The organism is Streptomyces sp. NPDC001351 (assembly GCF_042896045.1).
Taxonomy (GTDB): domain Bacteria; phylum Actinomycetota; class Actinomycetes; order Streptomycetales; family Streptomycetaceae; genus Streptomyces.
The window spans coordinates 66416-89809 of sequence record NZ_JBIAWS010000014.1 but is presented as its reverse complement, the minus strand read 5'-3'; the positions used below and the strand labels follow the sequence as shown (position 1 = coordinate 89809).

The 23394-nt window shown below is 71.8% G+C and carries 20 protein-coding genes and 1 riboswitch; of the genes, 8 read left to right on the top strand and 12 right to left on the bottom strand.

All coding sequences use genetic code 11. The features are described from left to right. Positions 1-6: 6 nt before the first annotated feature. From hypF to ACFY1U_RS39020, 3 genes are all read right to left on the bottom strand, one after another. Entirely contained in the window at positions 7-2298 is a 2292-nt protein-coding gene (gene hypF / locus ACFY1U_RS39030; RefSeq protein WP_390698774.1) for a carbamoyltransferase HypF, read from the bottom strand. Then, a complete protein-coding gene (locus tag ACFY1U_RS39025; protein WP_390698773.1) occupies positions 2295-2801 on the bottom strand; it encodes a hydrogenase maturation protease in 507 nt (168 codons plus the stop codon). Before ACFY1U_RS39025 ends, hypF begins: the two co-directional genes overlap by 4 nt. A gap of 86 nt (positions 2802-2887) precedes the next feature. Beyond that, positions 2888-3718 (bottom strand): universal stress protein, encoded by an 831-nt coding sequence (locus ACFY1U_RS39020; RefSeq protein WP_390698772.1) that lies wholly within the window; start codon positions 3716-3718, stop codon positions 2888-2890. A 164-nt stretch (positions 3719-3882) separates the two neighbouring features. On the opposite strand from ACFY1U_RS39020, the gene ACFY1U_RS39015 reads away from it, so the two are divergent. The 3 genes from ACFY1U_RS39015 to ACFY1U_RS39005 all read left to right on the top strand — a co-directional run bounded on the left by ACFY1U_RS39015 (position 3883) and on the right by ACFY1U_RS39005 (position 9248). Next, positions 3883-4785 carry a universal stress protein gene (locus ACFY1U_RS39015; RefSeq protein ID WP_390698771.1) on the top strand — a complete coding sequence of 301 codons (903 nt, stop codon included), beginning with the start codon at positions 3883-3885 and terminating at the stop codon, positions 4783-4785. Positions 4786-4794: 9 nt separating this feature from the next. Beyond that, positions 4795-7503: a pyruvate, phosphate dikinase gene (gene ppdK / locus ACFY1U_RS39010; RefSeq protein WP_390698770.1), complete on the top strand. Its 2709-nt coding sequence runs from the start codon at positions 4795-4797 to the stop codon at positions 7501-7503. A 134-nt stretch (positions 7504-7637) separates the two neighbouring features. Continuing rightward, positions 7638-9248, top strand: a complete 1611-nt coding sequence (locus tag ACFY1U_RS39005; RefSeq protein ID WP_390698769.1) for an MFS transporter — start codon at positions 7638-7640, stop codon at positions 9246-9248. 57 nt (positions 9249-9305) lie between these two features. Here the strand turns inward: ACFY1U_RS39005 and ACFY1U_RS39000 are convergent, their stop codons facing one another. Together ACFY1U_RS39000 and ACFY1U_RS38995 are read right to left on the bottom strand one after the other, a co-directional pair. Continuing rightward, positions 9306-9983 carry a hypothetical protein gene (locus tag ACFY1U_RS39000; protein ID WP_390698768.1) on the bottom strand — a complete coding sequence of 226 codons (678 nt, stop codon included), beginning with the start codon at positions 9981-9983 and terminating at the stop codon, positions 9306-9308. 200 nt (positions 9984-10183) lie between these two features. Continuing rightward, complete coding sequence (locus tag ACFY1U_RS38995; RefSeq protein ID WP_390698767.1) at positions 10184-11575, bottom strand: glutamate decarboxylase; 1392 nt, start codon at positions 11573-11575, stop codon at positions 10184-10186. Between the two features lie 253 nt (positions 11576-11828). On the opposite strand from ACFY1U_RS38995, the gene ACFY1U_RS38990 reads away from it, so the two are divergent. Further along, positions 11829-13139 carry a chloride channel protein gene (locus ACFY1U_RS38990; RefSeq protein WP_390698927.1) on the top strand — a complete coding sequence of 437 codons (1311 nt, stop codon included), beginning with the start codon at positions 11829-11831 and terminating at the stop codon, positions 13137-13139. Positions 13140-13603: 464 nt separating this feature from the next. Here ACFY1U_RS38990 and ACFY1U_RS38985 read toward each other — a convergent pair whose 3' ends face one another. Next, positions 13604-13972: a hypothetical protein gene (locus ACFY1U_RS38985; RefSeq protein ID WP_390698766.1), complete on the bottom strand. Its 369-nt coding sequence runs from the start codon at positions 13970-13972 to the stop codon at positions 13604-13606. A 549-nt stretch (positions 13973-14521) separates the two neighbouring features. Then, complete coding sequence (locus ACFY1U_RS38980; RefSeq protein ID WP_390698765.1) at positions 14522-14887, bottom strand: DUF6479 family protein; 366 nt, start codon at positions 14885-14887, stop codon at positions 14522-14524. Positions 14888-14996: 109 nt separating this feature from the next. Between ACFY1U_RS38980 and ACFY1U_RS38975 the strand changes: the two genes are divergently transcribed. Then, on the top strand, positions 14997-15368 hold the full coding sequence (locus tag ACFY1U_RS38975) for a ferredoxin (protein WP_390698764.1): 372 nt from the start codon (positions 14997-14999) through the stop codon (positions 15366-15368). 3 nt (positions 15369-15371) lie between these two features. Here ACFY1U_RS38975 and ACFY1U_RS38970 read toward each other — a convergent pair whose 3' ends face one another. Next, positions 15372-15944 carry a histidine phosphatase family protein gene (locus ACFY1U_RS38970; RefSeq protein WP_390698763.1) on the bottom strand — a complete coding sequence of 191 codons (573 nt, stop codon included), beginning with the start codon at positions 15942-15944 and terminating at the stop codon, positions 15372-15374. A gap of 106 nt (positions 15945-16050) precedes the next feature. After that, a riboswitch (cobalamin riboswitch) is annotated at positions 16051-16204 on the top strand. Positions 16205-16240: 36 nt separating this feature from the next. On the opposite strand from ACFY1U_RS38970, the gene ACFY1U_RS38965 reads away from it, so the two are divergent. From ACFY1U_RS38965 to ACFY1U_RS38955, 3 genes are all read left to right on the top strand, one after another. Next, positions 16241-16462, top strand: a complete 222-nt coding sequence (locus ACFY1U_RS38965) for a CbtB-domain containing protein (RefSeq protein ID WP_115912179.1) — start codon at positions 16241-16243, stop codon at positions 16460-16462. Between the two features lie 25 nt (positions 16463-16487). Further along, entirely contained in the window at positions 16488-17243 is a 756-nt protein-coding gene (locus ACFY1U_RS38960; RefSeq protein ID WP_390698762.1) for a CbtA family protein, read from the top strand. A 144-nt stretch (positions 17244-17387) separates the two neighbouring features. Then, positions 17388-18566, top strand: a complete 1179-nt coding sequence (locus tag ACFY1U_RS38955) for an acyl-CoA dehydrogenase family protein (protein ID WP_390698761.1) — start codon at positions 17388-17390, stop codon at positions 18564-18566. 295 nt (positions 18567-18861) lie between these two features. On the opposite strand, the gene ACFY1U_RS38950 is transcribed toward ACFY1U_RS38955, so the two are convergent. The 4 genes from ACFY1U_RS38950 to ACFY1U_RS38935 form a co-directional block, all read right to left on the bottom strand. After that, a complete protein-coding gene (locus ACFY1U_RS38950; protein WP_390698760.1) occupies positions 18862-19560 on the bottom strand; it encodes an IS701 family transposase in 699 nt (232 codons plus the stop codon). Positions 19561-20166: 606 nt separating this feature from the next. After that, on the bottom strand, positions 20167-21207 hold the full coding sequence (locus ACFY1U_RS38945) for a LacI family DNA-binding transcriptional regulator (protein WP_390698759.1): 1041 nt from the start codon (positions 21205-21207) through the stop codon (positions 20167-20169). Positions 21208-21379: 172 nt separating this feature from the next. Beyond that, the gene (locus ACFY1U_RS38940; protein ID WP_390698758.1) at positions 21380-22423 is read right to left on the bottom strand and encodes a Gfo/Idh/MocA family oxidoreductase; all 1044 of its coding nucleotides are present in this window, start codon (positions 22421-22423) and stop codon (positions 21380-21382) included. Between the two features lie 96 nt (positions 22424-22519). After that, positions 22520-23302 carry a TIM barrel protein gene (locus ACFY1U_RS38935; protein ID WP_390698757.1) on the bottom strand — a complete coding sequence of 261 codons (783 nt, stop codon included), beginning with the start codon at positions 23300-23302 and terminating at the stop codon, positions 22520-22522. Positions 23303-23394: the final 92 nt, after the last annotated feature.

The window sequence follows — 23394 nt, the reverse complement described above, 5'->3', positions numbered from 1 at the left end:
GTGCGCTCACCTCTCCCCGGCCAGCCGTGCGGCAGCGACCGCCGCCTGGCCGTAACTGATGCCGCCGTCCCCGACCGGGACCTGACCGCCGACCAGCACCCGCAGCCCCTGCGCGTGCAGCCGCCGCCGCACCTCCGTCAGCAGACGGCGGTTGACGAAGCAGCCACCGCTGAGACAGACGGTGCGCGGCGCGCCCTCGGCCACGGCCCGCGCGACGAGTTCCGCGGTGACGATCCCGAGCGTCAGATGGAAGGCCGCGGCCAGCCGGGCCACCGGCTCCCCGCCCAGCCGCCGCTCCAGCAGATCGGCCAGCGTCGGCGTGGAGTCGTACACCCACAGGCCCTGCGCCCGGACCACCCGATGGGCCAGGGCCGTGGCGTGCTCGGCACCCGCGGCCGCTTCGAGCAGGACGGCCGCCTCGCCCTCGTAACGGGCCCGGTCGCACAGCCCCAGCAGCGCGGCGACCGTGTCGAAGAGCCGTCCGGCGCTGGAGGCGCGGGGGCAGTTCACGCCTCGAGCGACCATCGCGCGCACGGCGGCGACCTCGGCCGGATCGAGCCGGTCCGTGAAGGCCCGGGTGAGCCAGGGATACGGGCGCGGGCAGCCCAGCGTCTCCGCGCCGAACAGCTGGCCCAGCGCCGTGCGGGAAGGATGGCGTACCGCCGCGTCGCCGCCGGGCAGGGGCGCGGTCGCGAACCTGCCCACGCGACGGTAGCCGCTCAGATCGGCCACGAGGATCTCGCCGCCCCACAGCGTGCCGTCGTCGCCCAGTCCCAGGCCGTCGTAGGCGACACCGAGGAAGTCTCCCTGCACGCCGTGCTCGGCCGCGCACGCGGCCACGTGTGCGTGATGGTGCTGCACCGGAATGCGGCGCAGCGGCTGTGCCTCGGCCCACTGCGTGGACAGATACCCGGGATGCAGGTCGTGGGCGAGGACCGCCGGTTCGATGCCGGTGAGCCGCTTGAGGTGCTCGTACGAGGCCAGGAACGCCTCGTGTGCGGCCAGGTCGGCCAGGTCTCCGGTGTGCGGGCCGAGATGGGCCCGGCCGTCGGCGGCCAGGGTGAAGCTGTGCTTGAGCTGGGCACCGGCCCCGGCGACCGGCTCACCCACGGACAGCGGCAAGGGGGCGGGAGCGAGCCCGCGGGCCCGGCGGACCGTGATCCGGATCCGCCCGGTGAACTGCACCACCGAGTCGTCGTAGCGGGAGCGGATCGGCCGGTCGTGGGTGAGGAAGCCGTCCGCGACACCGGCCAGCGTGCGCCGGGCCTCCGCGTCGTCGACGGCGATCGGCTCGTCGCTGAGGTTGCCGCTGGTCACCACGAGGGGACGGGCCAGCTCGTCGAGGAGGAGGTGGTGCAGGCCGGTGGTGGGCAGGAACAGGCCCACGCGGATCAGACCGGGGTGCACCTCGTGGGCGAGCGGGGCGGTGCCGTGCCACCGGCGCCGGGCGAGCAGCACCACCGGGCGCTCCGGGGACGTCAGCGCCTGCTCCTCCGTGGCGCCGACCTGCGCCAGCCGGGCGGCCGTGCCGAGGTCGCGGACCATGACGGCGAACGGTTTCGTAGGACGGTGCTTGCGGCGCCGCAGCTCCGACACGGCCGCCGGATCGCCCGCGTCGCACACGAGCTGGTAGCCGCCCAGACCTTTCAGCGCGACGATCCCGCCCGCCTCGACGGTCTTCACCGCTGCCCGCAAAGCGTCTTCTCCGCGCAGGTCCTCCCAGGCCAGCCGGGGGCCGCAGGTGGGGCAGGCGACGGGCTCGGCGTGGAAGCGCCGGTCGCCCGGATCGGCGTACTCGGCGGCGCACCGGGCGCACAGCGGGAAGCGGTGCATGGTGGTGCGGATCCGGTCGTAGGGCAGGTCGTCGATGATCGTGGCGCGTGGCCCGCAGTCCGTGCAGTTGATGAACGGGTAGCGGTGGCGGCGGTCGCGGGGGTCGTGCAGCTCGGCCAGGCAGGCTTCGCAGATCGCCGCGTCGGGTGGGATCTCGCGCGGTGCGGCGTCCACGCCGAAGGGCGCGCTGTGTCGTACCTGGAAACCCCGGCCATACGCCTGCTCAGGTGTGCCCTCGTCGCTCAGCCGGACGCGGCGCACCCGGGCGAGGGCCGGCGCGTCGGTGCGCAGCCGGGCCGCGAACTCGTCGATGATGCCGAGCGGTCCGGCGACCTCGCCCTCCACATGCCCGTCGACATTGGCCACCCAGCCGTCCAGGCCGAGCGCGGACGCGGTGCGGTACACGAACGGGCGGAAGCCGACGCCCTGGACGATCCCCTCGACATGGAAGCGCCGCACCGTCATGCCGGCCTCCTGGCCGCGCTCTCCCGGTGCCGGTCGAGCTCGGACTCGACGGCCCGGACGAGGGGTTCCACGGCGTCCTCGACGGCGGGGGAGAGGCCGGTGCCCAGTGAGCTCTCGGCGCCCTCCACCGCGTACACGACGAGATGGCCGGGCAACACGCCCAGTGCACGGGCCAGTTCGACGGCCTCGCCCAGGCCGAGGCCGTGCGAACTGGTCGTCTGCGGCTGCGCCGGAAGGCCGCCCGAGAGTTCGAGGCGGTGCACGCGGCCGGGCACGCCGGGGTGCGCGTGGGCGGCGTCGACGACCACCGCGAGATCCGCGTCCTCCCACAGCCCGATCAGCCGTCCGGGGTCGCCGTCGCAGGTCGCGAGCACGGTCCCGGGCGGCAGCGGCTGCCGCGCGGCCCGCTCCCGCAGCCGGGCGAGGACGGCCCAGCCCACGCCGTCGTCGCGCCGGAACTCATTGCCGACGCCGATGACGGCGATCCGAGTGGGCGTCCTCATGGCCCTCATGGTCCTCACGGTGCGCCGACGCCATCCGGCCCCACAGGGGCCGAACGACCCAAGGGCCGGGGCCGACCCTCCCCTGATCATGCGGGGACGACGGCCACCGGGCGACCGGTGCGCTCCAGCAGCTCCCGGAGCGTGGCACCAGGGGCGGAACGCCGACCGACCACCACCAGTTCGGCACCTTCCGCGGCGTGGACCAGCGCCTCCACCGGGGGGAACAGCATGACGTCCTCGAGGACGTCGACGTCGGGGTACTTCGTGCGCCACGGCCGCAGTACGTCGGACAGCAGCTGCACCTCGTGGTCCTCCCAGGTGGCGCGGTCCTCCTCCAGCACGGGGAAGGGCGAAGCGGCGGCGGACGCGGGCAGCTTCCAGGCGTGGACGGCATGCAGCCGTGCGCCGCGCAGCTGGGCCGCCTCGAAGGCGAAGTCGAGCGCGCCGCCGGCCGGGTCCCGGACGTCGACGCCGACGGTCACGCCGGCGGACGGGCGCGGCGGAGGCTGGTCGACGGGCGGGCCGGGGACCAGGACCACCGGTCCGGGGGACTCCTCCGCCAGGGCCGCAGCGGTGGTGCCCACCGTGGTCCCCGCGCCACCGCCCTCGCCGCGCAGGCCGATCACGAGCAGCTCCGCCTCCTCGCCCACGGCCCGCAGCACCGGGGCGGGCATCCCGGTGTGGCTCTCGCCGCGCACCCGCAACGCCGGGTGCCGCTCGACGAGTTCGGCCACCACGTGGTCCGCCACGGCCGCCGGAGGGTACGGCCACTGCTCCACCGGGTCCAAGGGGGCCGGCGGTACCACTTGCACCACCCGCAGGGGCATCCCGCGCCGCAGCGCCTCGCGTGTCGCCCACTCGGCCGCGGCACGGCTGCATGCCGACCTGTCGACACCGGCGATGATCACTCGTTGCATGGTGTGCCGCCTTCCGAGCCGGGGTCCTCCCACCCTCGCCGTCCGCCCCGGGCGTGCGCAGGGGCCGAACGGACCCGGTTGGAGACCTGGCGGCCCATACCCGCCGGTAGGCGACGGTACGAAGCTGGCGGTGAGGAGCAGACCGAGCGCAGGAGGTGCGCATCATGCTTCCGCCCGTCATCGCCGGAGTCGACGGATCCGCCGAGAGTCTCGCAGCCGCCGAGTGGGCAGCCCGGGAGGCGGTACGCCGCGACCGGCCGCTGCGGCTCGTGCACGCCTGGAACTGGCATCCCCGTCAGGAGGACGGCGAGATCGCCACCGCAGCCCAGCGCCACCTCGCACAGCGGTCCCTGCGCCAGGCGGAGGATCGCATCCGCCGCACCTGCCCCGCCGTGAAGCTCGACCAGGAGCAGGTCGAGGGCCCCGCGACCGCCGCCCTGCTGAAGGCGGCCGAGCAGGCCGATCTGCTGGTGGTGGGTTCGCGCGGTCTCAGCGGCTTCACCGGGTTCCTGGTCGGTTCGGTCGCCCTGGGCGTGGTGGCGGGAGCCGGCAGGCCCGTGGTCCTCGTCCGGTCCGGCGAGGAGGCCGCCGACGAGCATCTGGCGGACGACGACGGCGCCGAGTCCACCCGCACCGGGTACCGGGACGTCGTCCTCGGCATCGACCTCGCGGACCCCTGCGACGAGGTGATCGAGTTCGCCTTCGAGGAGGCCCGGCTGCGGCGCTCGCGGCTGAAGGCCGTGCACGCCTGGCAGCAGCCCTCACCCATCGGGCTCGGCTCCGGGGACATCGGCCTGGTGAACCGCCCGGACCGGGCCGAGGAGTGGCTCGGCTTCCTGACCGCCGTCCTGCAGGTGTGGCGCGAGAAATACCCCGAGGTACGGGTCGTCGAGACCGTGACCGAGGGCCGCGCGGCATCGGTGCTGGTGCGGGCCGCCTCCGGGGCGAGCCTGCTCGTCGTGGGCCGCCGCACGACCGGCCGGCCCACCCTCCCCCGTACCGGCCCGGTCGCCCACGCCGCCATCCACCACGTCGGCTGCCCCGTGGCCGTCGTACCCCATGACTGAGAGGCCGCGATGACCAAGCCGACGAAGTACGTGTACGGATTCGCCGAGGGCGGCCGCGACATGGCGGACCTGCTCGGCGGCAAGGGCGCCGGACTCGCCGAGATGACCCGGATCGGCCTGCCCGTCCCGCCCGGATTCACCGTCACCACCGACGCCTGCAAGGTCTACCTGGCCACGGGCGAGGAGCCGCCCGAACTCGGCGTCGAGGCGGCCCAGGCCCTGGCCGGTCTGGAGCGGGCCATGGGGCGGACCCTCGGCGCCCCCGACGACCCCCTGCTGGTGTCCGTCCGCTCGGGCGCCCGCTTCTCCATGCCCGGCATGATGGACACCATCCTCGACATCGGGCTCAACGACCAGTCCGTCAACGGGCTCGCCAAGGCATCAGGGCAGGAGCGGTTCGCCTGGGACTCCTACCGCAGGCTCATCCAGATGTTCGGACACACCGTGATGGGCGTGGACGGCGACCTGTTCGAGCAGGCCATCGCCGCGCGCCCCCAGTCTCGGCTTCGCTCGACCGGGGGGACCCCCAGCGCGGACGACCACGGCCTCGACGTCGGCGAACTCACCGCGCTCACCGAGGAGTTCAAGGCCATCATCCGCGAGGAGACCGGCGAGGACTTCCCGCAGGACCCGGCCGACCAGCTCGCCCGCGCGGTCCGTGCGGTCTTCGACTCCTGGAACACCGAACGCGCCCACGTCTACCGCCACCGCGAACACATCCCGGAAGACCTGGGCACCGCCGTCAACGTGCAGGCCATGGTCTTCGGCAACCTGGGCGAGGACTCCGGCACCGGCGTCGCCTTCACCCGCGACCCCGCCACCGGAGAACGCGGCATGTACGGCGACTATCTGCCCGACGCGCAGGGCGAGGACGTCGTCGCAGGCGTGCGCGACGCGCTGCCCCTGCGCGAGCTCAGGTCGCTCGACCCCCGCGCCTACGTCGAGCTCGGCGACCATCTGCGCGCCCTGGAGCAGCACTACCGCGACCTGTGCGACGTCGAGTTCACCGTCGAACGCGGCAAGCTGTGGATCCTGCAGACCAGGGTGGGCAAGCGCACGGCGGAGGCCGCCTTCCGCATCGCCCACGACCTGTGCGAGGAAGGGACCATCAGCGCCGACGAGGCGCTGGTGCGGGTGAACGGCGCCGAGCTGACCCGGCTGATGTTTCCCCGCTTCGACGTGAAGACCACCGACGTGCCCCTCGCGCACGGCGTGCCCGCCTCGCCGGGCGCCGCGGTGGGCGCCGTCGTCTTCGACTCCGCCGAGGCCGTACGGCGTGCCGCGGCCGGCGAGCAGGTGGTCCTCGTCCGCCGCGAGACGACCCCCGACGACCTGCCCGGCATGATCGCCGCACAGGCCGTCCTGACCAGCCGCGGCGGCAAGACCAGCCACGCCGCGGTCGTCGCGCGCGGCATGGGCAAGGTGTGCGTGTGCGGCGCGGAGGAGCTGGCCGTGGACCCGCTCGCGCGGCAGTTCACCGCTCCGTCCGGAGCCGTGGTCCGCGAGGGCGACATCGTCTCCGTCGACGGCACGGCGGGCACCGTGCACCTCGGGGCCCTGCCCCTCACCGCGTCCCCCGTCGGACGCGCCCTGGAGACCAAAACCGCCACGGACACGCTCACCGACGCCGTGCTGGGTGCTCTCGCCCGCGCCGACTCGGGGCGCCGCCTGCAGGTGCGGGCCAACGCCGACACACCCGAGGACGCCGTCCGCGCCCGCGCACTGGGCGCGCAGGGAATCGGTCTGTGCCGCACCGAGCACATGTTCCTCGGTGAGCGCAGGGAACTGGTCGAGGCGATGATCCTGGCCCGCGACGACGTCGCACGCGAACGGGCCCTGGACGCCCTGCTGCCGCTGCAGCGGGCCGATTTCACCGCCATCCTCGAGGCGATGGACGGGCTGCCGGTGACGATCCGGCTGATCGACCCGCCGCTGCACGAGTTCCTGCCCGACCGCACCGAACTGGCCGTCCGCCTGGCCCGCACCGAGCACCCGGACCCGCACGAGAGGGAACTGCTCGCCGCCGTGGAGCGGATGCACGAGCAGAACCCGATGCTGGGCCTGCGCGGGGTCCGCCTGGGCCTGGCCGTGCCGGGCCTGATGGCCATGCAGGTGCAGGCGATCGCCGAGGCCGTGGTCGAGCGGCTGCGTGCCGGCGGCACCCCGCGCGCCGAGATCATGATCCCGCTGGTCGGCACGGTCGAGGAACTGAGGCTGGCCCGCTCCGAGGCGGAACTGGTGCTCGGCGAGGTGGAGACCGAGACCGGTCTGAGGCTCGACTGCCCGATCGGCACGATGATCGAGCTGCCGCGCGCCGCGCTCACCGCGGGACGCATCGCCGAGGCGGCCGACTTCTTCTCCTTCGGCACCAACGACCTCACCCAGACCACCTGGGGCCTGTCCCGCGACGATGCGGAGGCGTCGTTCTTCCCCCTCTACATCGACGAGGGCGTCTTCTCGGTGTCGCCCTTCGAGACGATCGACCAGGAGGGCGTCGGCCGGCTGGTGGAGCTCGGCGTCGAGGCGGGCCGCGCCGTCAACCCCCGCCTGGAGACCGGGGTGTGCGGGGAGCACGGCGGCGACCCCGACTCGATCCACTTCTTCCACCGCGTCGGACTGGACTACGTCTCCTGCTCGCCGTTCCGGATCCCGGCGGCCCGGCTGGAGGCGGGCCGCGCGTCCCTGATGGACACCACCGCGCCCAGCGACAGCCGGTGACGCATGCGCCGGGGCTGCCGTCGGTGGTGACTGACGTCGGGGTTCGGCCGGCTCGCCGCCAACCGGTCGACCTCCGTGGCGGGTCGAGTCGCGGGTCGAGGGTCCATCGCCCCGGCCGCTGAGACGATGCGCGCATGGCACCACGGGAAAGCGGCTCCGAGAGCTCGGCAGCCACACGGCTCGTCCTGCTGACACTCGCGTCCGGCCAGTTCCTGATGGCACTGGACAGTTCTGTCATGAACGTCTCGATCGCGACGGTGGCCGACGACGTGGGTACGACCGTGACCGGGGTCCAGGGTGCGATCACCGCCTACACCCTGGTGATGGCGATGTTCATGATCCCCGGCGGCAAGGTCGGCGCGCTGATCGGTCACAAACGCGCCTTCATGACCGGCTGTGTCGTCTACGGGTGCGGATCCCTGACCACGGCGCTGGCCCCGAACCTGTCGGTGCTCCTGGTCGGCTGGTCGCTCCTGGAGGGCCTCGGGGCGGCGCTCATCCTGCCCGCGATCGTGGCGCTCGTCGCCGGCAACTTCGCCGTCGAACGCCGTCCCGCCGCCTACGGGCTGGTCACGGCCGCAGGAGCCGTTGCGATCGCCCTCGGTCCGCTCGTCGGAGGTGTCGCGACCACATATTTCTCCTGGCGCTGGGTGTTCGCCGGTGAAGTCGTCATCGTTCTCGCCATCCTGGCCCTCGGCCGCCGTGTCGCCGACGCACCGATCGGAAGCCGCTCCCGCATCGATGTCGTCGGCACGGTGCTGTCCGCAGCCGGGCTCGGGAGCTTCGTCTACGGCGTACTCCGCTCGGACGAATGGGGCTGGTTCCAGCCGAAGCCCGACGCGCCCTCCTGGCTCGGGGTCTCACTGGTCGTCTGGCTGATGCTGGCGGGGCTGCTCCTCATCTGGCTGTTCCTCCGCTGGGAGGCACGCCTCGTGGAGAGGCGCAGGGAACCACTCGTGGACCCCGGCCTCCTGCAGAACCGGCAACTCACCGGCGGGCTGACGATGTTCTTCTTCCAGTACCTCGTGCAGATGGGGGTCTTCTTCGTCGTACCCCTCTATCTGTCGGTGGCCCTCGGCCTGTCCGCACTCAAGACCGGCGCCCGCATCCTGCCGCTCTCGCTGACGCTGCTGGCCGCCGCGATCCTCATCCCGCGCTTCCTCCCGGATGTCTCGCCGCGGCGGGTGGTACGGCTCGGGATCCTCTCGCTGTTCGCGGGAGCGGTGGTCCTCATGGCCGCGCTCGACGCCGACGCCGGTGCGGAAGTCGTCACCGTTCCCCTCCTGCTGATCGGGCTGGGCATGGGCGCGCTGGCGTCCCAGCTCGGCTCGGTCACCGTTTCCGCGGTGCCGGACGAGCGGAGCGCGGAAGTGGGCGGCGTCCAGAACGCGGTCACGAACCTGGGCTCATCGATCGGTACGGCACTGGCCGGGTCGGTACTGATCGCCGTGCTGACCAGTTCGTTCCTCGCGAACGTCGAGCAGAACCCCGAGATCCCGGCCCAGGTCAAGAGCGAGGCGAGCGTCGAACTCGAAAGTGGCGTGCCCTTCCTGTCGGACGCTCAGCTCACGGCGGCTCTCGACGAGGCGGGCACGAGCACGAAGGTGACCCGGGCCGCGCTGGACGCGAACGCCGCCGCACGGCTGGACGGCCTGCGTGCCGCACTCGCGATCCTCGCTCTCACCTCGCTCCTCGCGTTGTTCTTCACCCAACGGATCCCGACGGCTCAGCCCCGCTCGACGTAGCCCCCGGCGGGCGGACGTTCACCGAGTCCGTCAACCTGGTGTGGGTTCCACGGCGTTCTACGGGCGTTCGAACATCTGGAGGGCACCGCCGACGGAGAAGCACTGGGCGCCGGTGAGGGTGCCCCAGTTGGCGACGTCGATGTTGACGGGGCTGTCGGTGGCAGGGCGGGTGTACGCGGCGAGCGCCGAGACCATGAACAGGCCGGATCCGAGCGGGAGGAAGGAATTCAGCAGGTTGACACCGAAGACCAGGGTGCCTGCGAACAGGAGGAAAACGCTCAGCCAGTCAACCCGCGTGGGCTCGAAGCTCCACCAGCGCCAGCGGCGGCCGACCAACGCCGTGCCGCCGATCACGTGACGGGGCGCGTTGATCACCTGGAGCAGCGAGGCGTACCCGCCCGTGGTGAAGAACAGTCCGCCGACGAAGTAGACCGAGGCGCACTCGGTGGCGTCGCCGGAGCCGAACTGGGCCACGGCGGCGCCGGCCGAGAACAGCGCCCCGCCGATGACAAAGGCGATCGCGGCGACGGCGTTGAGCCTGCGCATGCGCCTGGCCGAGACCTCGTCGGCACGGGCGTGCCGCCCGCCCGCCTCACCCGGTGGGCGCAGGGTGAGCACGCCGCGGCGCCGCACGGGCCGCGACTCCCAGACCGCCTCGCCGCCTCCGGCCACGCGCCAGGTGAGCCGGGTGGTGAACGGTCCAACGCCCTCGGCGTGCTGCTCCCGCTGCTCCACGATCCGAGCCCAGACCGCCGGGCAGGCCGTCTCCCGGGCGAAACGCCCGCCCGGTCCCGCGCCCAGGGGCAGTCGGTCCCCGCGGGCCCGAGTGAGGGTCGGCGCTGCCGGACCGGATGCCGGCCCCGCCTTGTGAGAGGGGCGGCCGGACCACCTGGAGCCCCCGTCCACCCCTGCCCTCCTGCAAGCCGTCCTGGCCGTCAGTGGTGAAAGCCGGTGCGGTCCGCGTCGCGAGGGTGGCCCTCATCGAGGTGCTTGATCGCTCTGCGCATGTCGTCGGCGAGGAGCTCGACTTCGTCGCGGTCGACACCGTGCCGGACCAGGACCCGCTGGATGACCGTCTCCTGGCGGTTCGGCGGCAGCGGATAGGAGGGCACCTGCCAGCCGCGCATCCGCAGCAGGTCGGAGAGGTCGTAGAGGCTCCAGCTCGTCGCCGCCGGGTCGGTCAGCGTGTAGGAGACGGCCGGGAGTGCCTCTGCGCCGTCGTAGAGGAGTGTGAAGGGACCCATGTCCGTGATCAGGCGGGCCAGGTGCTGCGCGGTGTCGGCGCAGGACTGGTAGACCCGTCGGTACCCCTCACGGCCGAGGCGCAAAAACATGAAGTACTGGCTCACGACCTGGCCGCCGGGGCGGGAGAAGTTCAGCGCCAGGGTCGGCATGTCGCCGCCCAGGTAGTCGACGTGGAAGACCAGGTCCTTCGGCAGGGCGGACTTGTCGCGCCACAGTGCCCAGCCCACGCCGAGCGGTGCCATGCCGTACTTGTGGCCGGAGGCATTGATGGACGCCACTCGGGGCAGCCGGAAGTCCCAGGCCAGATCGGGGTGGAGGAACGGCGCGATGAATCCGCCGGAGGCCGCGTCGACGTGCAGCGGAACGTCGAGGCCCGTCTCCGCCTGCAGTCGGTCGAGCTCGGCCGTGATCTCTGCGACCGGCTCGTAGGTGCAGGTGTAGGTGACGCCGAGGATCGCGACGACGCCGATGGTGTTCTCGTCGACGTACTCGCGCAGCTGATGCGGTTGCAGGCCGGTCGCCCCCGGCTCCACCGGGATCTGCCGCAGCTCCACGTCGAAGTACCGGGCGAACTTCTCCCAGCACACCTGCACCGGCCCGCACACGAGGTTCGGGCGGTCGGTGGACAGCCCGGCGGCCCGTCTTCGGTCGCGCCAGCGCCATTTCAAGGCGAGGCCGCAGAGCAGGGCGGCCTCGCTGGACCCCGTGGTCGAGCACCCCACCGCGTTTGCATCGCCCCCGGTGCCGGTCGGCGCGTGCCAGAGGTCGGCGAGGATGTTGACGCAGCGCGACTCGATCTCCGCCGTCTGCGGGTACTCGTCCTTGTCGACGATGTTCTTGTCCAGACACAGGTCCATCAGTCGGCGGACCTCGTCGTCCGTCCAGGTGGTACAGAAGGTGGCCAGGTTCTGCGCGGCGTTGCCGTCCAGGAGCAGCTCGTTGCGCAGCAGCTGGAAGACCACGGGCGGCGGCGAGGCGAACTCCGGCATCGACCGCTTGGGCAGGGGCCGCTCGCTGAGCGGCGAGGCGAAGATGTCGACGGCCGGATCGGCTGCCGGCTGCCGGGCGTTGTGCAGAGCCACCAGTCACCTCACATATCGGTCTCGGATCCGCATCAGACGCTACGGATCGGCTCCGGGTTCCGCATGAGGGCGTAGGCCATCCCGGGCCGACGTGGCAGCGGCCAATGAATGACCGAATAGATAACATTGTTGGGTTATGGGTTGAATCGCCTCTCGTGTCCTGACCTCAGGAGGACCCATCACCGGGACGAGATCGGCAGCGGTCGTGTCCGCGCCGGGGAACCAGCCCCCTGAGGCGGACCAGCTGCAGAAGATGGTGCGCCGCCCCGAATACCGCAGGACGATGGTGCTCTGCGGGCTGATCGGCGTTCCGGTGGCGCTGCTCGCCTTCTGGTTCCTCGTGGCGCTCCACCAGCTGGAGCGGCTGATCTGGACCGACTGGCCCAAGGACCTGGGCTGGAAGCAGGCGCCCTGGTGGTGGGCGCTGCCCCTGATGGCGGTGGCCGGGTTGACCGTGGGTCTGGTGGTCGCCCGACTTCCCGGGCGGGGCGGACACATCCCGGCGGGCGGTCTGCACTCCGGCGGGGTCACGGAGAAAGCGCTGCCCGGTGTCCTCGTCGCCGCGCTGGTCGGACTGCCGCTGGGCGTCGTACTGGGTCCCGAGGCGCCGCTGATCGCCCTGGGCGGCGGTCTGGCGCTGTTCTTCGCGAGGCTGGTCCGGGCACCCCGGACCGAGGCGAGCACGGCGATGCTCGGCGCGGCCGGCGCCGCGGCGGCCATCTCGGCGCTCTTCGGGAACCCGGTGGTGGGGGCCGTGCTCCTGATGGAAGTGGCCGGGGCGGGCGGGCCGCAGCTGTTCGCGGTGATGCTTCCGGCCCTGCTGGCCAGCGGTGTCGGGGACCTGATCTTCACCGGGTTCGTGCACTGGACCGGCCTGCAGACCGGGAGTCTGAACATCGGGCTGCCCACTCCGACGCCTCTCGACTGGGCGGACGTCCTGTGGGCTCTGCCGATCGCGCCGGCCCTCGCCTTCCTCATCCACTGGGTCTTCGTGGGCGGAAGGTTCGTGGCCGGCTTCGTGACGACCCGGACCGTACGGAACACCACCCTGTGCGCGCTGGCAGCGGCGGCATGCATCACTGTCTACGCGATCGTCACCGGCCGTTCGCCGGCCGAGGCCGCCCTGTCCGGGGAGTCCGTACTGGCCGTCCTGGCGCAGCACCCGCATGCCTGGTCGGTGGGCGCCCTTGTCGCGGTGCTCGTGTTCAAGGCCCTCGCGTACGCCTTCTGTCTGGGCGGCCTGCGCGGTGGACCCGTCTTCCCCGCCCTGTTCCTGGGCGGGGCGGCCGGCGTCCTGCTGTCGCCGCTGCCCGGTCTGGGGCTGGTGCCGGCGATGGCGGTCGGGATGGCGGCGTCGGTGACCGCGGCCCTGCGGTTGCCCGTGAGCAGCGTGGTCCTGGTCGTGCTCCTGCTGGGCAACGTGGAAACGGTGGCGCTGGTGGTGCTGGCCGCAGTGGTGTCCTTCGTCGTGGTTCAACTGCTGCCGCAGGGGCCGGGGATCCCCGCGTTCCGCGAGCCGCCGGCCGGCCGATCGTCTCGTCCAGAGGCGTCGCGGCCGTCATGAGCGAGCGGGCGGACGCCTGCGGGAAGTCGCCGGGGCCAGTCGGTCCGCGAACGTGCCGCCCGAGCCCCGCCCCTCGTCAGGGGAGGGCCGCCGGGGCGCCGCGGTGGGCAACCTGTCCGCTCCGCTCCGGAGCGCCGCCGGCGCTTCGGCTGCCGCGGGACTGAGGGCGCTCGACGCCGACCTCAGGTGCCGCGCGCCGTCGCACGACGCGACATCCCGTGTGCCGGTCGGGCAGTGTCCGCGACTCGATGGCAGGCCTGGAGCCGATGACCTCGGTCGGGTGAGGCTCGCTCACTGCCGGCCGACCTGGCGGACCGCAGCCTCAAAGGCAGGACGATCCGCAGGAGGCCCCGCGGCCGTGGGGGCCGGTGACTCCGCCGGCCTGCTGGTCGTCGAGAACGTGTGGGCTGCACCCTTTGCCGCCGCCCTGCGGCGTGCTGCCTTCAGAGTCGTCGGTCGCGAACTCAGCTGGTACCGGGGATGACGTAGTAGCTCAGCCACGGCGACTGGCCGGGGGTGTAGGCGACGGATGCCTGTGTCGCGAGATAGAAGCTCTCTCCGCCGATCTGACCGCTCTGGTCCTGACCGGCCGGTGTCAGCACACAGTGGGCGTTGGTGTAGAGCCGGATGTCGTAGAGCGTGTAGTTGACCACGCTGTGGGCGCCGCCCGGCAGACGATGGCATCCCTCGACTGCCGGGCTCTGGAGCTTCACCTCCCGCTTCGCGGGTGTCGTGTAGACGAGCTGCCCCATGGCGGAGTCCGAGCAGCCCGCTGCGGCGAGCAGGAGAACGACGGCTCCGGCCCGGCGGCCGACATGGCGACGACAGATCATGGTGACGGGTCCTCGTCTGTGCGGGAAGTCGGCGAGAAGCCTGCGGCGGCCTCTTCGGCCACGCTGCCGTGACCACCGGTCTGAGTCATCTCGTGCGCGACCAGTTGAATGAAATCCGGCTGCGGATCGCCGGCGGCCTCGCCGGCCGGAGCGGAGATCTGGACGAGGTGATCAAGGTGAGGCGCACAGCACGGGCGGCGGGAGAAGTACCGGCTCTCGGTGGCGCGGCCCCGTTCTGCAGCCTGGCACCGCGAGGTCGGCTCCGGGCGCTCGTCCCCTGCGCGGAGACGCTCACCGCTGATCGCCCTACGGCACCCCCGGCCCCGTCGGCCGGGGGTGCCGTACGGGGGCGCGCTCAGCGCACCAGGGCCGCCCTACATCGGCTCCGCGCCCGCGCAACTGCTCCGAGCGGGCCGACAGCAGGCCGTGAGCGGGAGCCGGTCGCCGTGTTCGCGCTCGTATCCGAGCAGCTCCTGGACTTCCACGGCAGCCGCGGAGTCCATGGCTCTCACGTGCTTCCGGTGTCGGTGCAGACGGTGGCCGCCGCCGTCAGCGGCCGCCCGGCCCGCCGCTGCCGAAGGCCCCGCTGTTGCCCTCGCGCCAGCGTCGCCGCGCCTGCGACGTGCTGGTCCTGCTCGGCGAATTGCCGTGACCGGGCAGTTCGTGCGGGGTCAGCCGTTGCTCGCTGCGGGGGATCTCGGCGGGCTCACGGTTCTCCCGAACCTCGCGGACAGGCCCGTCGTCCGGCAGTTGCGGCTGATCCTCCGGGCGGGGCGGAGCGGGTTCGCGGCGGCGGATGCGGGCGCCCAGCCAGAAGGCACCGATCAGCAGGGCCACGACCGCCACCCCCACGACGACCATGCCGATTCCGAGTGCGCCGCGGCCTGCGGCGATGTCCATCCATGAGGTGCTCATGGGCTCGCGGGTACCCATGGGACCCGGTGCGAACCGACCCGGCCAGGACCGGGCCGACCGGATCGCGGCCCCGGTGTTTGAGGCGATTGACGACGGCAACCCGCCAGGTGTGACTTCGACGACCCAGCAGGAGCTCTTCCGGTTCCTGGAGGACCGCTTCGCCTGCGCGCAGGCCTGCACCGAGTGCGCACGCTCGTGTGCTCTGCGCGCAAGCCTCGTGGACCCGGACGGCACGGAGGAGCAGGAACTCGTACGACGCAAGGGCATCATGTGCGCGGAGGTGTGCGACGCGACCTGTCGTGTGCTGTCCGAGCAGAACCGCCTGGACGAGGCCGCCATCCGCATCCAGGTGGAGTGGTGCCGCACCGTGTGCCTGGAGTGCGCGCATGCCTTCGACCGGCAGCCGGGCGCCGAGGACGGCGCGAAGGCCTGCCGGCAGTGCGCCGAGGCCTGCACGGAATTCCTCGCCACCCTGAACTGAGGCTCACGGCGCGCCGACCGGCTGCCCGAGCCGCACGTTCCAGCGCCCGGACCTGCCGCTGAGCTCGATCGCCGTCAGCGGCGGGACGTCCGCGCGCCAGAACGCCGACTCCGGCGCCCCGAGCGCCCGGACCACCGCGGCCCGTACGGCCTCGGGCTCGACCACGGCGAGGGTCCGGCCCGGCGTCTGCGCGACCCTCTCCAGCCAGCCCGCCACCCGGTCGCAGAGCGCCGCCACCGACTCCCCGCCGTGCGGCGCGGCCCCCGGATCCGACAGCCAGCGGGCCAGCGCCTCCGGCTCACGCTCGCTGACCTCCGCGAGTGTCGCCCCACGCCAGCGGCCCGCGTCCAAGCCCGCCAACTCCGGTGCGTCCACGGCGTCGAGGCCGAGAGCGCCCGCCGTCTGGCGGCAGCGCACGGTGGGGGAGACCCACACCCGTTCCCCCGCCGGGAGCGTGCCGGCGGCCGCCCGTGCCTGCCGCAGCCCGGAGGCGTCCAGCGGGCAGCCGTCGTCGAAGCGGGCCTCCCTGAGGGCCGCGGTGATCGCAGGTGAGATCAAGATCACTCGGCTCGTCATGTGTCCGCTCCCGCGCTCGACATCGCTTCGAAATCCTTGAACCGACCATGATCGGGCGGCGAAAACGGCTCACCAGGGGCGCTCACGGCCGTCCTGTGCGCCCTTGGCCCCACCTCTGCTTCGCGGTACGGTCTCGTGGATATTGACGACGGCACAGCGGAAGCCGGTGGAATTCCGGCACGGTCGCGCCACTGTATGCCGGGCACGCACCCTGGGTGTGTGCCGGGCGAGTCAGACCCGCCCCGTCGTCGCGTGCACCACCGAGACGGGACGCGAGTTCCCCAGGAGGGCCTGCCATGGCGCAGTCTGTCGCTCAGCCGACCACCACCCCCACCGCCGTACCGGCGAAGCTGCCGATCGGCGCGATCGTCCCCTGGGCGGTCTTCTTCGGCATCCTGATGCTGGTTCTGCTCTACTTCGTCGGCGCCGAGCAGGGCGCCACCTCCGTGATGAACGGATCCGACGTGCACGAGTGGGTGCACGACGCCCGCCACCTGCTCGGCTTCCCCTGCCACTGAGGGCGGCGAGAAGGCACAGCCGCCCATGAACTCGGCAACCGTCCGCAACCTCCTGGTGCGCGGCATGCTCGCGGGACTCGCCGCGGGCCTGCTCGCCCTGATCGTCGCCTACTTCCTCGGTGAACCGCGCGTGGATGCGGCCATCGCCTACGAGGAGGCGCACTCGCACGAGCACGGCATGGAAGTCGTCAGCCGCACGATGCAGTCCACCGCGGGCCTGTCCACCGGTGTCCTCGTCTACGGCGTCGCGTTCGGCGGCATCGCCGCCCTCGCGTACTGCTTCGCGCTCGGCCGCATCGGCCGCTTCGGGCCGCGCGCGAGCGCGCTGCTCCTGGCGGCCGCCGGTCTGGTCACCGTGTACGTCGTGCCGTTCCTGAAGTACCCGGCCAACCCGCCGTCCGTCGGCGACCCCGACACCATCGGCAAACGCACCACCCTGTACTTCCTGATGGTGGTACTGAGCGTGCTGCTGGCCGTCGCCACCGTCATCCTGGGCAAGCGCCTCGCGCCCCGCCTGGGCAACTGGAACGCCACGCTCGCCGCGGGCGCGTTCCTCGTTCTCGCCATCGGGCTCGCGTACGCGTTCCTGCCGTCCTTCAACGAGGTCCCCAAGGACTTCTCCGCCACCCTGCTGTGGCAGTTCCGACTGGCGGCCCTGGCCGTCCAGTTGACCCTGTGGACCTCCTTCGGGCTGGTCTTCGGGGTGCTGGCGGAGCGGGTGCTCGCCCCGAAACCGGTGCCCACGAACGGTGCCGCCCGGCCAACTCCCGTCGCCCACTGACCGGTTCCACCAGCTTTCTCGGCACAAGGCGAAGGGCCCCGGTCGTCGACCGGGGCCCTTTCCCTGCCCCTCGCCATTCCCAATTTCTGGAACACGTTCTACGGTGTGCGCCGTCAGGACCGGCCTGGGAAGCCTGGAGGCGCCGTGCACCTCGAATACACACCCGAGCAGCAGCGGCTGCGCACCGAACTGCGCTCATACTTCGCCGAGTTGGTGCCGGACAACGCCTACGCCCGGCACGGCGACCCGGCCGCCCAGAAACGCTTCTACCGCGAGACCGTCCGGCGCCTGGGCAGGGACGGCTGGCTCGGCGTGGGCTGGCCCAAGGAGTACGGCGGGCGCGGGCTGACCGCCATGGAGCAGTTCATCTTCTTCGACGAGGCCGCCCAGGCAGGCGTACCGCTGCCGCTGATGGCGCTGAACACGGTCGGCCCGACGATCATGCAGTTCGGCACGGACGAGCAGAAGGCATACTTCCTGCCCAAGATCCTCGCCGGCGAGATCGACTTCGCGATCGGTTACAGCGAGCCCGACGCGGGGACGGATCTCGCATCGCTGAAGACGCGCGCCGTACGCGACGGCGACGAATACGTCGTCAACGGGCAGAAGATCTGGACCACCAACGGCGACACCGCGGACTGGGTGTGGCTGGCGACCCGCACCGACCCCGAGGCCCCGTCCCACAAGGGCATCACTATGCTCCTCGTCCCCACCACCGACCCCGGCTACTCCTGCACCCTCATCAACACCCTCGCCTCGCACGACACCACGGCCAGCTACTACGAGAACATCCGCGTCCCCGTCTCCCGCCGTGTCGGCGCCGAGAACCAGGGCTGGCGGCTGATCACCAACCAGCTCAACCATGAGCGCGTCACCCTCGCCGCGCACGGCACCATGGCGATCCGCGCCCTGCAGGACGTGCAGCGCTGGGCGACGGAGACCAAACTCGCCGACGGCCGCCGCGTGATCGACCTGCCCTGGGTGCGCCGCCGCCTCGCCCAGACCCACACCAGGCTCGACGCGATGAAGCTGCTCAACTGGCGGATGGTGCACGCCGTCCAGAACGGCACCCTCACCCCTCAGGACGCCTCCGCGGTCAAGGTCTACGGGTCCGAGGCGCGCCGGGACGCCTACGCCTGGCTGATGGAGATCGTCGGTGCGGCGGGCGCGCTGAAGGAGGGCTCCGCCGGTGCGGTGCTCCACGGCGAACTGGAGCGCGGCTACCGCTCGGCGGTCATCTTCACCTTCGGCGGCGGCAACAACGAGATCCAGCGGGAGATCATCTCGTGGATCGGCCTGGGGATGCCGAGGGTGCGGCGTTAGCCTGCATGTGACCACAGACGTTAGTTGTCACATACCGAGGATAGTTGGCACCGTGATTCTGTGGGATCAGGATGACGGCCGAGCCGTGATGCGGCAGTTGGCACTTCGCCGCGAGCACTGGAAACGCCGTCGACTGCGACTTCGCGGCGATGGCGGCTCCAACTCAAGATCGAGAACTTGCCGCCTGCCAGGCTGAAGTTCTCCGCTGGCGCCGCGTCCGAGGTTGCCCGTGGGCGTACACCATCGGCAGCGGCCGTTCGAGGGCGGTGGATGACTGAGCCCTGCTGCCCTCTCGTCAGGTGACGTCCTCGAAGCGGGTGTGCGCATCGATCAGTTGGTGCAGGGGGCGGGCCGGCTCGCGATAGCGCGGCAACGTGGGCGGGCCCCATCCCTGGTAGGGCGGCAGCTCCGGCTTGGCACCGGCCGGGCGGGCGATCTCCTTGGGCTCGACAGCGACGATGTAGGACCAGCCGCGTTCCTCCAGGGCCAGGCGGAAGCAGACACTGCGGCCGTATCCGCAGTCGGCCACAATCACCGGCACCGACGGAAGCCAACCCGCCAGCCTCTCCAGCAGCCCCAGGGTCAGGCGGGGCTTGGGCACATGCCCCACCTCATCGGGCACGCCCGCAGCCGTGCGACGCCGGGTGTCGTGCGCCCGTTCCTCGGGTAGGAACAATTCCCATTCCAGTGGGCAGGAGGCGGTATCCGTGGCCGCATGCACACTGACGGCGACCTGGCAGGTTGCCCGCTTCCCCAGTGCCCCGCAGTACTGCCGGGCCACCCCCACCGACGCCCGCCCGCACTTGGGAAACGCGACGTCGTCGATGACCCACACCTCGGGCTTGACGACCTGGACCAGCCGCTCGGCGATCCGCCGCCGCACCGGCGTCCACTGCCACGGCGACTGGTTGACGAACTGCTCCAGGGCCTGCATGTTCCCGTCCGGCAGCCGCTGCGCCATCGGCTGGATCGACTTGCGCCGGCCGTCCAGCATCAGCCCCCGCAGATAGCAATCGCTCTACATCGCAGGCATCTTCCTTTGGTCCGCACGATGATCCAAACGAAAGTCCCTAGGTGCGACTGGGCCAGCGGAAGGCGACGTGGGGAGTGTCTGTGAGGTGATGAATGTGTCGGGCACTTCTTGCTCCGTGCCGCGTCCGCCGAGCACGCACCTGGTCACCGGGAATGCCTCGAAGCGCGGTGAACTCCAGCCTCTGGCGGGCCGCGGACCGGGTCCGCTCCGCTCGGGGCGTGCGTCGGCGCTACGGGGCGGTGGGACGCGGGGCGGGTGAGGGCGAAGAGGTAGCCGCGTTCGTCGTCGAGACGCAGGGCGTGGGGGACGGAGGGACGGCTTCGGAGAGGTGCGGGTGGCGGCCCGGCTCCAGGGGGTGTAGTCGGTGGTGACACACGCCAGGGGCGCGACCTCCTCACGGCCTGGGCACCCGGCGCGCCCCGCGCCCGGTGGCAGTCCGGCGGTGTTCGGGGTGAGGAGGGGGCGACGGGAGCGGAGAAAGTCGCCGAGTTCGCCGTTGTACCCCATTCCTCAGGTAGTTGGAGGCGCGTGGGACTGTGTGCGGTGCGAGGATGACCCAGACGACGCTCAGGTGGCCGGTGCGGTAGAGGGCGGGGCCGTCGTCCCCCGGACCACGAGGTGTGGAGCCACCACCTGTTCCCCGGTACCGGTGTCGCGACCGTCCAGGCGTGCGATGGCCCGGTCCACGGCGAGGTGGGCGAGGCGGGGGATGTCCTGCCCGACGGTGGTGAGGTCGATATGGGCCAGGCGGGCCAGATGGCTGTCGTCGAAGCCGACGACGGAGATGGCGCCGGGGACGGCAATGCCGCTGCGGAGGAAGACATCGAGGACACCGGTCGCGCAGCGGTCGTTGAAGGCGAGGACCGCGGTGGGGCGCGGGTGGGAAGCGGCGAGAACCTGGGCGGCCTCGGCGCCCTCTGCCTCGGTGAGGCCCCCGGGCACGACGCGGATGTGCTCGGTGAGACCGTGGCGGCTCATGGCGGTGCGGTAGCCGCGCCGCCGGTCGGCTGCGCCGGGTGCCTTGCCGCCGTCGATGTGGGCGATGGCACGGTGGCCCAGCGCCACGAGGTGGTCGACCGCCTGGCGGGCGCCCTTGTCGTCGGCGGTCCGTACGACCTCCAGGCCGGGGACGGGTGGCCGCAGGTGGCGAGCCACAGAGACGACCGGCAAATGCGCCGCGAGCTCCGTCAGCCGTGAGGCGGGGGCCTGTGGGCCTAGCAGGATCAGCGCCTCGCAGCGGTCGTCGAGCAGGGTTTCGACGGCACGCTGCTCACCCCGTTCGGCGGTCACGGCGCTCAGCGCGATCTGGTATCCGGCTGGTTCGGCGGTGGCGTAGATGCCCTCGACCAGGTCGGCGTGGAAGGGATGCTGGAGGCCGAACTGCACGCCGAGCAGGTGGGAGCGGTGGCTGCGCAGCAGTCTCGCCCGGGCGTCCGGGCGGTAGCCGATCTCCCGCGCGGCCTCCAGGACACGCTCGCGGGTGGCGGCGCTGGCCCCCTTCGCCCCGCGCATCACGATGGAGGCCAGCGCGGTGGACACACCTGCCCGCGTCGCCAGGTCGGCGAGCGTCGGCCGCTTCCCGTCCGGGACCGCCGGGGTCGCAGGCATGCTGTCCTCTCCTGGTCGGTCTCGTCTGTTGGGGACCGATTGTAGAACGTTCCACGTGGGCGTTGCTTCAGGAGGGGGCTCGGCAACGGCACGGTGACGGGAGAGGTACGACCCTGGCGGCGGCCGCTCGGGCTGGAGAAGGCGCCGCCGAGTCGGCGTCGTGTGCTCGGTGCTACGGCCGCACTGTCACCGGGCTCTCCCTGACGTCACCCACGCTGACCGCACCGCCCGTGGCGATCGAACCGATCGAGGCGAGGGCGATGCCCAGCGCGGCCCGAGCGTCCTCGCCGGTCACCGACGGAGCACGCTTGTCCCGGACGCTGTCGGTGAACTCGGCCAGTTCGGCAACGTAGGCCGCGTGGAAGAGATCCTGGTCGTAGCTGACGCACTCGGCGGCAGCGCCGGCCGCACCGTAGGACGTGAGGTGGCTGCTGCGCAGATCACCCAGGGTGAGCATGCCGGTCGAGCCCTTGACCTCACCGCGGACGTCATAGCCGTACACCGCCTGGAAGTTGGCCTCCGCCGTGGCGATGGCGCCGTTGTCGAAGCGGATCGTCACCACGGCCGTGTCGAGCAGTCCGTGGTCCTTGAAGTCGGGCCGGACCAGGGCGTCGGCCATGGCGAAGACCTCGACGGGCTCTGAGCCGGGGTTGAGGTAGCGCAGGACGTCGAAGTCGTGGATGAGCGTCTCCAGGAAGATCGTCCACGGCGGGATGCGCGACGGGTCGTGCAGGTTGGGGTCCCGGGTGAGGGAACGCAGCAGCTGCGGGGTACCGATGTCACCGGCGGTGATCTTCTCGTGGGCGGCGCGGAAGCCGACGTCGAAGCGGCGGTTGAAGCCCACCTGGAGCACCACGCCCGCCTCATGTGCGGCGCTGATGGCGCGGTCGGCTTCGTCGAGGGTGACGGCCATCGGCTTCTCGCAGAAGACCGACTTGCCGGCGCGTGCCGCGGCCTCGATGAGTCCGGCGTGGGTGCGGGCGGGCGTGACGATCACGACCGCCTCGATCTCGGGGTCGTCGAGCAGGTCACCGATCTCCGTGTACGTCTTGGGGCAGCCGAGACGATCGGCCAGAGCCTTCGCGGCCCCGGGTGCGGGATCGGCGATGGCCGCCAGTCGTACCCCGGGGAGGCGGCGGGCCAGGGTCTCGGCGTGGAAGGAGCCCATGCGTCCGGCGCCGATGAGGCCGACCGCGAGGGACTGGGGGGAGGTCATGGCACATACTCCGTGATCTACGTCGTGGCTTCGGTGGTGGCGGCTGCCGTGGTGCGCGGACGCGAGGGCGGGGCAGATGTCCCGCGGCCGCTCCTGTCAGACGGTGAAGGCGGCCCGGAAGCGTTCCAGAGCGGCCTCGCTGTCGCTGGAGGCCCATGCCTCCATGGCGACGGTGCCGTCGTAGCCGATGTCTGCGAGGGTGCGGGCGATGGCCGGGTAGTTGATCTCTCCCGTGCCCGGTTCGCAGCGGCCCGGCACGTCCGCCACCTGGATCTCACCGATGAGTCCCGCGCGGTGGGCGCTGCGCACCAGCTCGATCAGATTCCCCTCGCCGATCTGGGCGTGGTACAGGTCCAGGTTCATGCGCAGACCGGGCCGGTTCACGGCGGCAACCAGCGCCAGGGTGTCGGCAGCCTTCGCGAAGGGCACCCCGGGGTGATCGACGGCTGTGTTGAGATTCTCCAGGGTGAAGATGACCCCGGCGTTCTCGCCGAGCTCGGCGATCCGGGTGAGTGTGCGGTGCGCGGCCATCCACATCGCGCCGGTGGGCTCCCCGGGTACCGGCACCACGGGCAGCCCCTGGCCGTCCAGACCGGTTCCGTGGAGGTTCAGGCGAGTGCAGCCCAGGTGCTCGGCCGCCTTGAGCGACTCCTCGGCCGTGCGCAGCAGTTCGGCGGCGCCGTCGTCATCGGTGAGGCTGCCGCTCACGTACCCCGTCATCGAGACGATCTCGGCGGACGAGCGGGCGAGGGCATCGAGATCGTGGTTCGTCCAGTCCCAGATCTCGACCTGGAAACCGGCCTCGTGGATACGCCGTGCCCGCTCCTCGATCGGAAGGTCGCGGAAGACCATCTCCGCACAGACCGCCAGTGCGTACATCGTGGTTCTCCTCATCTCCGGACGACCGGGAACTAGAACGTTCTATATACTCTGACCAGTACGCCAGTCACCATGAGTCGCTGTCAAGTGTC

Bases quoted from the DNA above. Each gene is read 5' to 3' on its own strand.
- hypF (WP_390698774.1), bottom strand. From the start codon at position 2,298: ATGACGGTGCGGCGCTTCCATGTCGAGGGGATCGTCCAGGGCGTCGGC.
- ACFY1U_RS39025 (WP_390698773.1), bottom strand. From the start codon at position 2,801: ATGAGGACGCCCACTCGGATCGCCGTCATCGGCGTCGGCAATGAGTTC.
- ACFY1U_RS39020 (WP_390698772.1), bottom strand. From the start codon at position 3,718: ATGCAACGAGTGATCATCGCCGGTGTCGACAGGTCGGCATGCAGCCGT.
- ACFY1U_RS39015 (WP_390698771.1), top strand. From the start codon at position 3,883: ATGCTTCCGCCCGTCATCGCCGGAGTCGACGGATCCGCCGAGAGTCTC.
- ppdK (WP_390698770.1), top strand. From the start codon at position 4,795: ATGACCAAGCCGACGAAGTACGTGTACGGATTCGCCGAGGGCGGCCGC.
- ACFY1U_RS39005 (WP_390698769.1), top strand. From the start codon at position 7,638: ATGGCACCACGGGAAAGCGGCTCCGAGAGCTCGGCAGCCACACGGCTC.
- ACFY1U_RS38990 (WP_390698927.1), top strand. From the start codon at position 11,829: ATGGTGCGCCGCCCCGAATACCGCAGGACGATGGTGCTCTGCGGGCTG.
- ACFY1U_RS38985 (WP_390698766.1), bottom strand. From the start codon at position 13,972: ATGATCTGTCGTCGCCATGTCGGCCGCCGGGCCGGAGCCGTCGTTCTC.
- ACFY1U_RS38980 (WP_390698765.1), bottom strand. From the start codon at position 14,887: ATGAGCACCTCATGGATGGACATCGCCGCAGGCCGCGGCGCACTCGGA.
- ACFY1U_RS38970 (WP_390698763.1), bottom strand. From the start codon at position 15,944: ATGACGAGCCGAGTGATCTTGATCTCACCTGCGATCACCGCGGCCCTC.
- ACFY1U_RS38965 (WP_115912179.1), top strand. From the start codon at position 16,241: ATGGCGCAGTCTGTCGCTCAGCCGACCACCACCCCCACCGCCGTACCG.
- ACFY1U_RS38960 (WP_390698762.1), top strand. From the start codon at position 16,488: ATGAACTCGGCAACCGTCCGCAACCTCCTGGTGCGCGGCATGCTCGCG.
- ACFY1U_RS38950 (WP_390698760.1), bottom strand. From the start codon at position 19,560: ATGCTGGACGGCCGGCGCAAGTCGATCCAGCCGATGGCGCAGCGGCTG.
- ACFY1U_RS38945 (WP_390698759.1), bottom strand. From the start codon at position 21,207: ATGCCTGCGACCCCGGCGGTCCCGGACGGGAAGCGGCCGACGCTCGCC.
- ACFY1U_RS38940 (WP_390698758.1), bottom strand. From the start codon at position 22,423: ATGACCTCCCCCCAGTCCCTCGCGGTCGGCCTCATCGGCGCCGGACGC.
- ACFY1U_RS38935 (WP_390698757.1), bottom strand. From the start codon at position 23,302: ATGTACGCACTGGCGGTCTGTGCGGAGATGGTCTTCCGCGACCTTCCG.